Below are 13968 nucleotides of genomic sequence, written 5' to 3' on the forward strand. Positions count from 1 at the left end.
GCCCGTCTTTACTTCCCCCACGGAGGCTTCGATGCCCCGACGCGCCAAAATCGCGTCCATCTCCGGCACCACTCTCATTCTCGGTGCGGCCGCAGTGGCGATCCCCCTGACGCTGAACTCCGCCACCGCCGAGCCGACCACGTCCGGCCCGCTGGCCGCGTTCGAGGCCGCGAACAGGGAGCCGTCCACCCTTCCCGCCGGCCCGGTCGAGTCTCACGTCGAGGAGGTCGCGCTGACCACCTCGACCGGCAAGGCCACCGAGCACGCGACGAAGGTCGACAAGCCCCGCAGCAACGTCATCAAGAGCGAACCGCAGGACGTCACCGGGTTCGGTGTCGTCGGCGTGACCTGGTCCGGCGCCATCGCCGACGACGTACGCCCCGAGATCCGCACCCTGAAGGACGACGTGTGGTCGTCGTGGAGCCCGATGGTGGTCGACACCGAGGACCACGGTCCGGACGCCGGCACGGCTGAGGCGAAGGGTGTCCGCCCAGGCACCGACGAGTTCTTGGCCGGGCACGTCGACCAGGTGCAGACCCGGATCATCGTCCCTGACGCTGCCGAGGTCCCCGGCGACCTCGAGCTTGCGGTGATCGAGCCGGGCAAGCCCAAGGACACGGTCTCCGAGCTTCCCGATATCGAGACCGACAAGGACAAGCCGCGGGCGACCAACGTCCACAAGGGCAGCAAGGACTCGGACCTCAACCTGGTTGCGTCCACCTACACCTCGAGCCCGACGATCTACAGCCGTGCGCAGTGGGGCGCCGACGAGACGCTCCGCGAGCAGACGGCCCCGAGCTACCGCACGATCCACGGCGGTTTCGTCCACCACGCCGCGGGCACCAACGCCTACACCGAGACTGACGTCCCCGGCATCATCCGGGGCATCTACGAGTTCCACGTGAACACCCGCGGCTACCGCGACGTCGGCTACAACTTCTTCGTCGACAAGTTCGGCCGCATCTGGGAGGGCCGCCACGGCGGCGTCGCGCTGCCGGTCGAGGGTGCCCACACCAGTGGCTACAACTACGACAGCTTCGGTGCTTCGGCGCTCGGCTGCTTCGACACGGTCGCGGCCGGCTGTCTCAACGACGCGGGCGCGACGCAGAACCAGCCCACGGACGCGATGATCCAGGCGTACGGCTCTCTCTACGCCTGGAAACTGTCCCTCCACGGCGTCACCGCCAACGCCACCAACGTGACGCTGACCAAGACCGACGGCACCAAGACGGTCTTCCCGCACGCGATCAACGGCCACCGCGACGCGGGTCAAACCGTCTGCCCGGGCGCGAACCTCCAAGCCAAGCTCCCCGCCATCCGTACGCTCGCCGCCAGCCTCCAGAAGAGCTGGAGCGGCCGCGACCTGGAGTCCCACATCGCCGGCACGAGCCACTCCGACTTCGTGGCACGACGGGCCTCCGACGGCCGGATCTTCACGCTGCGTACGGGCGGGTTCGCCGGGTTCAACTCGACCAAGACGTCCACGACGGTCGGCAGCACCGTGCGCGAGGCCGTAGTCACCCCGGACATCACCGGCGACGGCAAGGCCGACCTGATCCAGGTCCGCACCGACGGCTCGGCCGGCATCCGCAAGGGCCGCGGCGACGGCACCTTCGCGGCGGTCTTCAAGAACCTCGGCAAGAGCACCTTCTCCGGGGTCTCCAAGATCACCGCGACCGGCAACATCGGCGGCACCTCGGCCAACGACCTGGTCGGCAAGAACGCGAAGGGCTACCTGGTCCGCTACGCCGGCAACGGTTCCGGCGGGTTCACCCGGGCGGGCACCACGCGCTCGCTGAGCGGCTTCGACAAGCTCGCCGCGACCGGCGACGTCAACAAGGACGGCAAGCGCGACCTGATCGGCCGCAAGTCCGGGGCGCTCTACTACTTCAAGGGCTCCGGCAGCGGTACGTTCGGCTCGCCGATCAAGCTCGCGACCCAGAGCCCGTCCTGGTCCTCGCTGGCCCAGATCAGCGGCTACGGCGACTTCACCGGCGACGGCCGCGGCGACCTGATCGGCCGGGACTCGTCCAACCGCGGCTGGATCTACCCGGCCTCCGGCTCGGGCTTCGGCAAGCCGTTGGGGCCGTACGCGGACATCAACCGCACCGTCGTCGGCGCGGTCAACCTCGTCGGCAACAGCCTCCCGGACCTGGTGATGAAGTCCGGCTCGACGCTCTACGTCAAGGCGAACAGCGGTCGGGTCAGCCTGGCCGCGCCGGTCGACAGCGGCATCACGCTGACGAGCGCGACGGCACTGATGAACGCCGGCGACTGGAACCGCGACGGCAAGGGTGACTTCCTGGCGAAGATGTCCGACGGTTCCGTACGCCTCTACCGGGGCTACGGCACCGGCAAGTTCGCCAGCCCCGTCACGATCGCCACCGGCCTCGGCACGGTCAGCGTCATCGACGCGGTCGGCGACGTCACCGGCGACGGCTACCCGGACCTGATGGGCCGCACCTCCGGCGGCACGATCAAGCTGTGGCCGGGCAAGGGCTCGACCAAGGTCGGCGCCTCGATCACCATGAAGTCATCGGCCTCGGGCACCCGCCTGGTCGGCGTCGGGCGCTGGAACAGCGGCAACACCCCCGACGTACTCTTCGTCAACGGCACCAGCACCGTCGTCCACGAGAGCAACGGGCCCGGCGGCCTGGTCTCCTCGAAGACCCTGTCGATCAACCTGTCCGGCTACGACGCCGTGCTCGGCGTACGCGACCTGCGGGCCGGCTCGGGCGGCGACCTGATCGTGCGGTCGGGCAGCTACATCTACGCGCTGGAGCGCAACAGCACCGGCACCGGCGTGACCCGCACCTACCTGGGCGCGCTGTCGGGCTACAACCTGCTGGGCTGACTCACGCCGAGAGCTGGCGCTCCTGGTTGACCCGGAGCGCCTTCTCGGCGAGGTCGGAGCCGGCGGAGGCGTACAGGTTCAGGACGGCGTGGGCGCCGCGCTTCTTGAGCTCGTCGCGCTCCTCAGGGCGCAGGGCGATGGCGGCCACGGTGCCGCTGAAGCCGAGCTTGCGGAGCAGGTCCATGGCGAGGAGGTTGTCGCCGTGGAAGGGCATGGTGAGGACGACCAGCTCCATGCCGGTGCCCTTCTTGACCCGCTCCCAGAAGTCTTGGTCGGTGGCGTCGGCCTCGACCACGTCGAACCCCTCCGCCTTGAGCGAGGCTGCCCGCAGCGAGTCGTGCTCGACCGCCAGGACCTGATAGCCCTGGGCGTCGCGCAGCTCCTCATAGGTCGTACGCCCCACCCGGCCCATCCCGACCACCAGCGCCTTGGCGTCACCGAGGTTGATCGGCCGGTCCGCCTCCTGGAGCCGGGCTGGCCTCCGCTCCGGCAGCAGCCGGTTGAGCAGGTTGATGAGCTTCGCGGCGTACGCGTTGAAGACCGCGGCGACCAGGAACGAGAGTGACGTCGCGACCGCGAGCACGGTCTGCCACTGCGCCGACGCCAACCCGGTCGCCGAGGCGATGACGATCACGATCAGCCCGAACTCGGAGTAGTTGGTCAGCGTGAACGAGGCCAGCGTCGCGGTGCGGTAGCGCAGCCCCATGATCACGAAGATCACGACGTACGCAACGGCCTGGAGCGGCAGCAGGAGCTGCAGTACGGCGGCCAGCGCCAGGTCCTCGAGCGAGGGCACCCCGGTCAGCCCGATGCTCAGGAAGAACGCGATGAGCAGGAGCTCCTTCGTGCTGAACAGCAGCTTGGCCAGCGCCGGCGCCTTGGCATGCGACCCGAGGAGTACGCCGACCACCAGCGCCCCGAGGTCGCCCTTGAGCCCGACCTCCTCGAAGAGCCAGTAGCCCGGCACGAGCGCGATCGCCAGGCCGAACAGCGCGGTCAGCTCGGCGGAGGTGATCCGGTCCCAGATCCGGTGGGCGAGCCAGGCGCCCGGGAGGAGCAGCACCAGCGCGAACACCCACGGGGAGGGCCAGTGGCCTTTGGAGATGGTCAGGAACACCACCGCGACGATGTCCTGCATGACCAGCACACCGATCGCGATCCGGCCGTAGAGGGTGTTGTTGTCGTGACGCTCCTCGAGCACCTTGATCGCGAAGACCGTGGAGGAGAAGGAGAGCACGAAGGCGATCAGCGCCATCTCGCCCAGGTCGGCGTCGGCGAGGAGCGCGAACCCGAGCGGTGCGAGGCCGGCCAGCATCCCGACTCCGATGATGACGCTGAAGCCCAGGTGGGCGAAGGTGCTCAGCCACACGTCGGGCCGCAGCAGCGATCGCACGTCGAGCTTGAGGCCGATGCCGAACAGGAGCAGCGTGACGCCGAGATCGGCCAGCGTGTGCAGCCCGGCCATCTCGCCGACGCCCGCGGCATGCAGCCCGAACCCGGCGGCCAGGAAGCCGACCAGGGGCGGGAGCTTGAGGAACATCGCGACCAGCCCCGCTCCGAGTGCGACGAGCAGATAGAGCGCGGTCAGCGTCATGTTGAACTTCCCCCAGGCTGAAACTCGACGTTCCGACCTGCGTACGATACCGCGTGATACCACTTAGGGTTACGCTGGGTCCATGGCTATGACTCTGCGACTCAGTGAGGCCGACGACCGGCTGCTGACCGACCGCGCCAGGACGGAGAACCGGTCCAAGCAGGAGATCGCCCGCGAGGCCATCCGCGCCTACCTCAACGATCACGAGCGGCGCATCGAGGATCTCGAGGACGATCTCGCCCTCGCGCGCTACTCCCTGCGCCGCGAGCTCGGCGAGGTCAGCTACACCCCGCACGCCGAGGCTCGCCGCGCCCTCGGCCTCGACCGCCCGGTCGGCGAGTGACCCACCGGTGACCTACCAAGTCGTCTGGGCCGACGAGGCGTTGCAGTCCGCCGGGGCGTACGTCGACGACGACCCCATCGGCCTGATCCAGGTCTTCGACACCGTCGACACCCTGACCGAGACTCCGCGCGACGTCGGCGCCTACGCCTGGGGCAAGGACCGCTACCGACTCCGCGTCGGCCGCTACCGCATCGTCTACGTGGTCGAGGAGCGCCGCATCACCGTCGCCGTCATCCACCTCGGTCGCCGCAGCGTCTGAGCGCCGCTGGTCGAGCAGGGGTCGTGTAACACGCTGTTCGTAGGACTACTCGCCCTATCGGATAGGGCGAGTAGTCCTACGAACGACGTGTTACACGTCTGAGGCCGCGACCACGGGGTCAGCTCAGCCGCTCGATGACCATGGCCATGCCCTGGCCGCCGGCGGCGCACATGGTCTCCAGGCCGTAGCGGCCGCCGGTCTCCTGCAGACCGTGGAGAAGCGTGGTCGTGAGGCGGGCGCCGGTGGAGCCGAAGGGGTGGCCGAGGGCGATCGCGCCGCCGTTGACGTTGACCCGCTCGGGGTCGAGGCCGATCTGGGCGATGCTGGGGAGCACCTGGGCGGCGAAGGCCTCGTTCATCTCCACCAGGTCGATGTCGTCGGCGGAGAGCCCGGCGCGAGCGAGCGCCTGGCGGGAGGCGTCGACCGGCCCGAGGCCCATGATCTCGGGTGAGAGCCCGGAGACTCCGGTCGACACGATCCGGGCCAGCGGTGTGATGCCGAGCTCCGCGGCGCGTACGTCGCTCATGATCACCAGCGCGGCCGCACCGTCGTTCAGCGGACAGCAGTTGCCGGCGGTGATGGTGCCGTCCTCGCGGAAGACCGGCTTGAGGCCGGCGACCTTCTCGAGGGTGACCCCGGCCCGCGGCCCGTCGTCGGTGGAGACGACCTCGCCGGACGGCAGCGTCACCGGCGTGATGTCCCGCTCCCAGAAACCCCGGGCGGCAGCGGCCTCGGCGCGGTTCTGGGAACGTACGCCCCACTCGTCCTGCGCCTCTCGCGTGACGCCGCACATCTCGGCGACGTTCTCGGCGGTCTCGCCCATCGCTAGGTGGTAGTCGGGCAGGTCGCCGGCCTCGCGAGGGTCGGTCCAGGCCTCACCGGCGGCCACCCGTGCGGCACCGCGCTCGCCTGCCTTGAGGAACTCCTCGGCCTTGGTGTCCGGCATCCCGTCGGCCTTGCCGCGCTCGTAGCGGGACACGCACTCCACCCCGGCGGAGACGAACGCGTCCCCCTCTCCAGAGCGGATCGCGTGGAAGGCCATCCGGGTGGTCTGCAGCGACGATGCGCAGTAGCGGTGGACCGTGGTGCCGGGCACGGCGTCCAGACCCAGACGTACGCCGACGACCCGGCCGATGTTGTACCCCTGCTCCCCCGCGGGCTGGGCGCAGCCCATCATCAGGTCGTCGATCTGCGCCGGGTCCAGCTCCGGAACCGACGAGAGGGCGCTGCGTACGATCTGCTCGGCCAGCACGTCGGGACGCAGGTCCTTGAGCGATCCCTTGAAGGCGCGGCCGATCGGTGAGCGGGCGGCCGAGACGATGACTGCTTCGGGCACGGTTTCTCCTCAGGAGTTGGGGGTGTGCTGGAGGAAGGCGGGCCACTCGCCGCCGCCGTCGACGGCGAGGACGGCGCCGGTGATGTGCGCGGCGAGCGGGGAGGCGAGCATGAGGCAGGCGTCGCCGACCTCCTCGGGGGTCGCGAAGACGCCCCGCGGGATGGTCGCGGCCACGGCGGCCCGCTGCTCCGGGCTGCCGTAGTGGTCCTCGGACCCCGGCGTGGCGACGAGCCCGCAGGAGATAGCGTTGACGCGTACGTCCGGAGCCCACTCGACCGCGATCGAGCCGGTCAGGCTCTCGACCGCGGCCTTCGCGGCCCCGTAGACCGCGGTCCCGGGACTGGGCCGCCGCGCCGAGATCGAGCTGATGTTGACGATGGACCCGCGAGAGGCCTTCAACGCCTCGTACGCCGCCTGGCTGACGTAGGCGGTGGCCAGGAAGTTGAGCGCCGAGATCTTCTCGTGGAAGCGCGGCGACGCGGTTGCGAAGTCGGCGTAGGGCGCGCCACCGGCGTTGTTGACGACCACGTCGAGCCGCCCGAGCCGCGAGGTGATCGCGGCGATCCACGCCGCGACCTGCTCCGGATCCCGTACGTCCACCTGGGAGAACACCGGCTTGCGCCCGTCCACCACAGGCAGCTCGTCGAGAGCGTTCCGGCCGCAGATCTCGACCTCCGCGCCGGCCTCGAGGAACCGCGCGACGATCCCGGCGCCCACTCCGCGCGCGCCACCGGTCACCGCGACCACCTTGCCGCTGAAGTCGATCTCGACTGCCATGTTCGGCAGTCTAGAACGCCTACCAAGCAAATGCTAGGTTGATGATCGCGGTGACCGGATCAGAGGGTCAGACGCAGCGCCTCAGACGCAGTGCACGTCCACCCAGTAGGTGTGGTCTCCACTCATGTGCTTCTTGACCTGGATCGGGACGGTGACCGAGCCGTTCGCGTCAGGCAGGAAGGTCTGACCGGCGTAGTGCACGTCGTCGATCTCGCAGCCGACCTGGTCGGTCACGGTGATCTTGTGCAGACCCGCCTCAGCGGCCTCGACATGCGCCTCATGGAACGCGAGGACAGCCGGGTTGTATTCGGAGTACTTCACGTTGTGAGCACCCAGGGTGTCGGTCCACTCGGCAGCCAGACCATCGATGAACGGTCCACCGTGGCGCGAGAACCGGGTGTCGATCTCGACGATCGCCCGTGCCTTGACCTTGAAGTTGTCGGTCTTGCTGTCGGACGGGACGAAACCGTGCCGGTTGCCCGGAGCGGTCGGGTCGAGCGCGTCGTACGGAGTCAGCCACACCTTGTACTCGCCACCGTTGTTCGGGGTGTCGAGGTAGGGGAACAACTGCACCGTGATGCCGCCGTCCTCCGCGTCGGTGCCGGTCGCGTGAGCGCAGGCGCCGCTCGGCGCGACGCTGACGAAGCGGCCACTGTCGTCGACCTGGACCCGGCGGCATTCGACCGGATCGGTGGAGAGCAGCGTCTTGCCGGAGGGATCGGTCACCTGGAAGGCGTAGATCCCGGCAGGCAGGCCGGCCGCGTCATCGGGCGCGTTGATACCGGGACCGCCGTTGAGATAGACGTCCTGCTTGGCGGCGTAGTGGTTGAGGTTGACGGGCGCGCCGGTTACGTCGGTGGTGAAGATCGCGCCGGAGAGCTGCAGCAATGGCGCAGACGAGGCCGGCATCGACCAGAGCGCCGCCGCGGCGACCCCCGCCGCGACCGCACAGACGAGCTTTCGGATCATGGGTTTCCCCCTCAGATAGATCGGACCTCGAGTCTTTGACGCGCTGCGGTAAAGGCCGCCGTCCGACCCCCGGGTATCACCCGAACCGGGTAGGCCCCCGGACTGTGTGTTCGGCCACCTTCGCGCCACCTCAGGGAATACCGGAGGGTCCCTCCGTCTTGCGTCAGGAGTGGATCGAGGCCACCGGCCTCGGCAGACCTGAGAGGAACTTCTTGTGACCACGACTGCCGTCGACACCTTCACGGACGTGATTCGCTCGCGCCGCTCCGCGCGAGCCTTCCTGCCCGACCCGGTGCCTGCCGACGACATCCGCGGTGCGCTCGAGGACGCCCAGCGCGCCCCGTCGCACAGCAACACCCAGCCGTGGGAGGTCCATGTCTTCTCCGGTGAGGCCCGCGAGCGCCTCAGCGAGGCGATGCTCAAGGCGTTCGAGGCCGGCCAGATGAGCCCCGACTTCACCACGACGTACGGTGACGACGACAGCGTCCACGTCCAGCGGTCCCAGCAGACCGGGGCGGTCCTCTACGGCGCCCTGGGCATCGCCCGCGAGGACGCCGAGGGCCGCACCAAGGCCGTCGCCGAGAACCTCCGCTTCTACGGTGCTCCCCACGTGGCCCTGCTCTTCGTGCCGGAGCTCGGCGATGTCGTACGCGCGGCCAACGACGTCGGCATGTACGCCCAGAACTTCCTGCTCTCCCTCACCGCCCGCGGCTACCACGGCGTACCCCAGGGTATGCACGGCCTCTTCGCCGACACCGTCCGCGCCCACCTCGGCCTGCCCGCCGACCTCAAGCTGCTCTACGGCATCTCGTTCGGCACCGCTGACCCCGACGCCGCGGTGAACCGCCTCGACGTCGGCCGGGCCCCGCTCGACGATCACATCGTGCTGCACGACACCGCGCTCTGAGCCGACGCGACGAGCTGTAACACGTCGTTCGTAGGACTTCTCGCCCTGTTGCGGCGACCGGATAGTCCTACGAACGACGTGTTACATGGGCGGCACCCCGTCAGGCAGCAGCCGCTCCGCGGATCTCCGCGACAGACGTACGCTGCGCCCGACCCGCCGCGAAGAGGCTGACCGCCACCGCGAGCAGGAGCCAGAGGACCAGGCCCCCGACCGGCGCAGCGACCGCGGCACCGCTCTGCGCGACGGCGACTCCGCGGAGCGCCTCGGCGGCGAGCGGGACCGGCAGGATGCCGGCGAGCGCACCGAACGGCGCGGAGGCCGTGGCGACCGGCAGCAGTCCGCCGAGGGAGACCAGCTGCAGGGCGAGGAACGCGAGCGAGATCAGCCAGCCACGGCGCTGGCCGGCGAGCGCGACGACGGCCTGGTGGACCGCGACGAACGCCGACGCGGCGAGCACCGCGACCCCGACCGTGGCGAACGGCTGGTCGAGATCAGCCCCGAGAAGCGCAGCGGCGACCACGAGGAGCACCGCCTGCGCCAGCCCGACGAGAGCCGCCGGCCACAGGCCAGCGAAGGTGAGCCGGCGTGCCGTGAGCGCCTCCCGCAGCCGCCAGGCAGGGAAGGCCGGATGGAGCAGATAAATCGCGAGCGCACCGAGCCACAGCGCCAGCGCGATCACCGCCGGCGCCAGCCGGGTCGCCCCCGAGGTCGAGGAACCCGAAGCGACCGAGACCTGCACCGGGTCGGCGACGACCTCGGCCTGCTTCTCACCAGGAACCGCGATCTGCGAGGCACCGTCGTCGAGACCCGAGGCCAGGGAGTCGGCGCCCTCGGTCAGCGAGGACGTACCGGAGGAGAGGTCGTCGGCCCCAGAGGCCAGAGAAGCCGAACCGCTCTCGAGCTGCTCGGTCCCGGAGGCGAGCTGGTCGGCCCCGGAGGCCAGCCCGGTGGCACCGTCGTTGGTCTTCCCGAGGCCGGACTCGAGCTCACGCGCACCCTTGGCGAGGCGGGCGTTGGCGTCGGCGACCTGCGAGGCCCCGGACGCGACCTTCCCGGCACCGTCCGCCGCCGACGAGATCCCTCCGCTCAGCTCAGGAGCCGCCTGCGACAGAGCCGATGCTCCCGAAGCGACCTGCGCCGCGCCTGCGGCGAGCTGGTCAGCCTGCCCGCCACCGGAGCCGACCGCCGAGGCGGTGGCGCCGCACAGCTGCGGCTTGGAGGCCGCGAGCAGGGGGTCGCTCGCGCACGCCTGCGCCCAGCCCTTGGCGAGCTGGGTGTAGCCGTCGACTCCCTCGGACACCTGGGATGCGCCGGCCGCGAGCGACGAGGCCTGCGACGGGAGCCCTGCGGTCGACCTCTCGAGCTGGTTCAGCCCGCCACTGAGCTCGTCGGCTCCGGCAGCCAGCGAGGACGCGCCCTTGGACGCCTTGCCCGCTCCCCCGGCCAGCGATCCCGCACCCGACTCCAGCCGCGCGGTCCCGCCGGCGAGCGTGTCGAGCCCGCCCGCGACCTGCGAGGCGCCGTCGGCAGCCCCGGACGCACCGGAGCTGAGCGACCGAGCACCGTCGGCGACCTTCCCGGCGCCGGAGTCGGCGGCAGCGGTGCCCTCGGCGAGCTGGTCGGCACCGTCGGCGGCCGAGTCCAGGCTGGTCTTGAGCTTCCCGGTCTGGTCGCGGACCCCGTCGAGGTAGGTCGTCGTGACCGTACGTCCCAGGGTCGAGGCCGACTGTCGCGCCACCTGCCGGGCGATCTCGGCGGTCACCTCGCTGGAGGCGTCGGATGCTTCCACGCTCACCCGGCCGGCGCTGGGATCGCTCCCCTGCACGCCGGACAGCGTCTTGGACAGGTCCTTGGGGATCGTGATCACCGCGGCGTACGTGCCGTCCGCATAACCCTCCCGCGCATCCGCAGCATCTGTGAGCTCCCAGCCGAGCGTGGGGCTCGCGGACGAGCCCGAGGAGGAGACGAGGTCCGCGGCCAGCGCCCGGCCGGCGTAGACCGTCTGCTTGTCCTTCCCGCTCCCCGTCGTCACGGGCTTGTCGAGGTTGACCACCGCGGCGGGCACCTTGTCGAGGTTCTCGGTACGGTCGCTGAGCGCGACGAGCGCGAGCGCCGTCACGACGACCGGCAGCAGGATCGCGGCCGCCAGCAGGCGGCGGCCCGACCACAATGATTTCGTACGTGTCATCGGACTGTCTCCAGGTCGGCGACCGAAGCCGCAGGGTCGGTGAGCTCAGGATCGGGTGAGGTGCGTGCGGGCGCGGCGTGAACGAGAGCGTCCGCGACCTGCGGCACCGCGGGCAGCGACGGCATCCCGAGCAGCACCGTCGTGCCTCGCGAGGTCAGCGCGGACAGTGCCGCGAGCTGCCCGCTGTCGAGAGAGGTCGGACTGTCGATGGCGACCAGCGCCGGCACGCGCCGAGCCCCCACGAGCCGGAGCGCCTCCGCGACGTCGCCGACGAGAGCCGCCCGGGCGCGTACCGCCCCCGCCTCCTCCGGCAGCAACCGGTCGAGCACCACCAGCTGCCCGGCGAAGCCCAGCCGGCCGGTGAACGCCGCGAGCGCAGCAGATCGCGCGACCGGGTCGGACCCGTGGACGATCCCGAGCCCTCCCGGCCGCAGGTGAAGATCGAGCGGCGCGAGCGCCCCCGACACCTCGACCTGTCGCGCCCGAACCGCGACCTCGCCGTTCGAGGCGACGTAGTCGGCGTGCTCGAGGTGGTGGATGAGCGCCTCACCCTCGATGTCGAGGACCGGCAGCCGCCGGTCCAGCCAGCCCGGCAGCCACCAGGCACCCCGCCCGAGCAGGGCGAGCACCGCCGGCACCAGCGTCATCCGCACCAGGAACGCGTCCACGAGCACCCCGACGGTAAGGCCCAGCGCCATCGGCTTCACGATCGGGTCGCCGTTGGGCACGAAGGCCGCGAAGACGGCGATCATGATGATCGCCGCGGCGGTGACGACGCGGGCGCTGGCGGCGAAGCCGGTGTCCACGGAGCGCCGCGCGTCGCCGGTGTGGACGAAGTCCTCGCGCATCCGGGAGACCAGGAAGACCTCGTAGTCCATCGCGAGCCCGAAGAGCACGCCCATCAGAATGATCGGGAAGAACGCGATCACCGGGCCGACCTTGGCGACGTTGAAGAGGTCGGCGCCCCAGCCCCATTCGAAGACCGCGGCGACCACCCCGAACGAGGCCGCCACCGACAGCACGTAGCCCAGCGTCGCCTTCAGCGGGACCGCGATCGAGCGGAAGACGATCGTCAGCAGGATCAGCGACAGCCCGACGACGACGGCCCCGAACGGCAGGATCGCACCGGACAGCCGAGTACTGACGTCGATCGCGACCGCCGTCTGCCCGGTGACCATGACGTCCTCGATCCCGAACCGCTTCTCCAGGTCCGCCGAGTCCGCGCGGATCTCCTTGACCAGCGAAGCGGTCGCCGGGTCGCTCTTCTCGGTGGTCGGGTAGATCACCACGAGCCCGAGGTCGGCGGTCCGGTTCGGCGTGGCCAGCGCGACCTTCTGCACCCCGTCGTACGTCCCGAGCGCCTTGCCGAGATCGTCCATCACACCGATCGGGTCGGTGGTGTCGATGATGTCCGCGGTCACGAACAGCGGCGCGTTGTAGCCCGGCCCGAAGTCGCGGCTGATCAGGTCGTACGTCTCTCGCTGACTGGTTCCCGGCTCGGCGCTGCCGTTGTCGTTGAGCCCCAGCGCGAGATCGCGCGCGGGGATCGCCAGGACGGCGATCACCAGCAGCGAGACCACGACGGTGAGGACCGGCACCTTGGTCACCAGCCGCACCCAGCGTGCCCCGAGGGTGGTGGCGTGAGGCCGCCCCTCCGCGAAAGCCTCACGCCGGTGGGCCCGAGACCCAGGCTTCGGTCGCAACCGCTCACCCGCGAGAGCGAGGAGCGCCGGCACGGCGGTGAGCGCGACGAGCACCGCGACCAGGACGGCCGAGGCCGCTGCGTACCCCATCACCGCCAGGAACGGGATGCCCGCGACCACGAGGCCGCACAGCGCGATGATCACGGTGACACCCGCGAAGATGACCGCGCTGCCGGCGGTGGCGACCGCGCGGGCGATCGACTCCTCCACCCCGAGACCGGTGGCGAGTTGGCTGCGGTGCCGGGCGATCACGAACAGCGCGTAGTCGATCCCGACCGCGAGCCCGATCATCAGCGCGAGGGTCGGAGTGGTGGCCGAGATCGTGGTGGCCGCGGCGACCGAGAAGATCCCCGCCATCGCGATCGCCACCCCGAGCAGCGCGGTCAGGATCGGCAGGCCGGCGGCCAGCAGCGACCCGAACGTGATCGCCAGGACCAGCAGGGCGATGAGGATCCCTATCCCCTCGGTCGCACTGACGTGCACCCCGGTGACGGAGTACGCATCCCCGCCGACGTGGAGTTCCAGCGAAGACCCCTCGGGCAGTTCCGCAGCTTCTTCCAGATCCGAGGTCACGCCCTCCGGGAGCTCGTCGAGACCGAGGTCGAACTGCACCGTCGCCAGCGCGTCCCGGCCGTTGTCGCTGACCGTCCGGCTCTCCTTCGCGAGCGGGTCGGTGACCGTCGCGACGTGGTCCACCTTCTCGACCGCGTCGAGCACCGCCCGGATCTCCTTGCCGTGGTCCTCGATCTTCACCCCCTCGGGGGCAACGAAGACCAGTTGCGCCGAGGTCCCGGAGACCTCGGGGAAGCGCTGCGTGAGCGCGTCCAGACCCTGCTGGGACTCGGTGCCGGGGATCGTGAAGTCGTTCTGCAGCTTGCCGCCGAGCGAGACGGTCAGCGCACCCAGCAGCACCGCGAGCAGGAGCCAGAGCGCCAGCACGGTCTTGGCGTGACGCGCGACCTGTCGGCCGAGTCGGTAGAGGTAGGAGGACACGTTCAATACATTAACGCATTCAATACGAAAGTGTATCGTTGGCAT

General features: G+C 70.2%; 10 protein-coding genes. 4 read left to right on the forward strand and 6 right to left on the reverse strand.

The window, feature by feature from the left end; translation table 11 throughout:
- Positions 1–31: 31 nt before the first annotated feature.
- Positions 32–2854 (forward strand): FG-GAP-like repeat-containing protein, encoded by a 2823-nt coding sequence (locus ABTW65_RS12215; RefSeq protein ID WP_350660359.1) that lies wholly within the window; start codon positions 32–34, stop codon positions 2852–2854.
- Position 2855: 1 nt separating this feature from the next.
- On the opposite strand, the gene ABTW65_RS12220 is transcribed toward ABTW65_RS12215, so the two are convergent.
- On the reverse strand, positions 2856–4448 hold the full coding sequence (locus ABTW65_RS12220; protein ID WP_350660360.1) for a cation:proton antiporter domain-containing protein: 1593 nt from the start codon (positions 4446–4448) through the stop codon (positions 2856–2858).
- A gap of 82 nt (positions 4449–4530) precedes the next feature.
- Between ABTW65_RS12220 and ABTW65_RS12225 the strand changes: the two genes are divergently transcribed.
- Both ABTW65_RS12225 and ABTW65_RS12230 read left to right on the forward strand, forming a co-directional pair.
- Entirely contained in the window at positions 4531–4791 is a 261-nt protein-coding gene (locus tag ABTW65_RS12225) for a YlcI/YnfO family protein (protein WP_160026252.1), read from the forward strand.
- Positions 4792–4798: 7 nt separating this feature from the next.
- Complete coding sequence (locus tag ABTW65_RS12230) at positions 4799–5050, forward strand: type II toxin-antitoxin system RelE family toxin (RefSeq protein WP_350660361.1); 252 nt, start codon at positions 4799–4801, stop codon at positions 5048–5050.
- 118 nt (positions 5051–5168) lie between these two features.
- Here the strand turns inward: ABTW65_RS12230 and ABTW65_RS12235 are convergent, their stop codons facing one another.
- From ABTW65_RS12235 to ABTW65_RS12245, 3 genes are all read right to left on the reverse strand, one after another.
- The gene (locus tag ABTW65_RS12235) at positions 5169–6386 is read right to left on the reverse strand and encodes an acetyl-CoA C-acetyltransferase (RefSeq protein WP_350660362.1); all 1218 of its coding nucleotides are present in this window, start codon (positions 6384–6386) and stop codon (positions 5169–5171) included.
- Between the two features lie 9 nt (positions 6387–6395).
- Positions 6396–7163, reverse strand: coding sequence for an SDR family oxidoreductase (locus ABTW65_RS12240; RefSeq protein ID WP_350660363.1), 768 nt, complete (start codon positions 7161–7163; stop codon positions 6396–6398).
- An 81-nt stretch (positions 7164–7244) separates the two neighbouring features.
- Entirely contained in the window at positions 7245–8132 is an 888-nt protein-coding gene (locus ABTW65_RS12245; RefSeq protein ID WP_350660364.1) for a hypothetical protein, read from the reverse strand.
- A gap of 214 nt (positions 8133–8346) precedes the next feature.
- On the opposite strand from ABTW65_RS12245, the gene ABTW65_RS12250 reads away from it, so the two are divergent.
- A complete protein-coding gene (locus tag ABTW65_RS12250) occupies positions 8347–9039 on the forward strand; it encodes a nitroreductase (RefSeq protein ID WP_350660365.1) in 693 nt (230 codons plus the stop codon).
- 100 nt (positions 9040–9139) lie between these two features.
- Here the strand turns inward: ABTW65_RS12250 and ABTW65_RS12255 are convergent, their stop codons facing one another.
- Together ABTW65_RS12255 and ABTW65_RS12260 are read right to left on the reverse strand one after the other, a co-directional pair.
- Positions 9140–11227 carry a YhgE/Pip domain-containing protein gene (locus ABTW65_RS12255; protein ID WP_350660366.1) on the reverse strand — a complete coding sequence of 696 codons (2088 nt, stop codon included), beginning with the start codon at positions 11225–11227 and terminating at the stop codon, positions 9140–9142.
- Positions 11224–13923 carry an MMPL family transporter gene (locus ABTW65_RS12260; protein WP_350660367.1) on the reverse strand — a complete coding sequence of 900 codons (2700 nt, stop codon included), beginning with the start codon at positions 13921–13923 and terminating at the stop codon, positions 11224–11226. Before ABTW65_RS12260 ends, ABTW65_RS12255 begins: the two co-directional genes overlap by 4 nt.
- Between the last annotated feature and the right edge of the window lie 45 nt (positions 13924–13968).

The sequence above is a fragment of the Nocardioides sp. NPDC127503 genome (genome assembly GCF_040302165.1).
Classification (GTDB): domain Bacteria; phylum Actinomycetota; class Actinomycetes; order Propionibacteriales; family Nocardioidaceae; genus Nocardioides.

Coding starts and splice junctions, on each gene's coding strand:
- ABTW65_RS12240 (WP_350660363.1), bottom strand. CDS start 7,163: ATGGCAGTCGAGATCGACTTCAGCGGCAAGGTGGTCGCGGTGACCGGT.
- ABTW65_RS12255 (WP_350660366.1), bottom strand. CDS start 11,227: ATGACACGTACGAAATCATTGTGGTCGGGCCGCCGCCTGCTGGCGGCC.
- ABTW65_RS12215 (WP_350660359.1), top strand. CDS start 32: ATGCCCCGACGCGCCAAAATCGCGTCCATCTCCGGCACCACTCTCATT.
- ABTW65_RS12225 (WP_160026252.1), top strand. CDS start 4,531: ATGGCTATGACTCTGCGACTCAGTGAGGCCGACGACCGGCTGCTGACC.
- ABTW65_RS12220 (WP_350660360.1), bottom strand. CDS start 4,448: ATGACGCTGACCGCGCTCTATCTGCTCGTCGCACTCGGAGCGGGGCTG.
- ABTW65_RS12245 (WP_350660364.1), bottom strand. CDS start 8,132: ATGATCCGAAAGCTCGTCTGTGCGGTCGCGGCGGGGGTCGCCGCGGCG.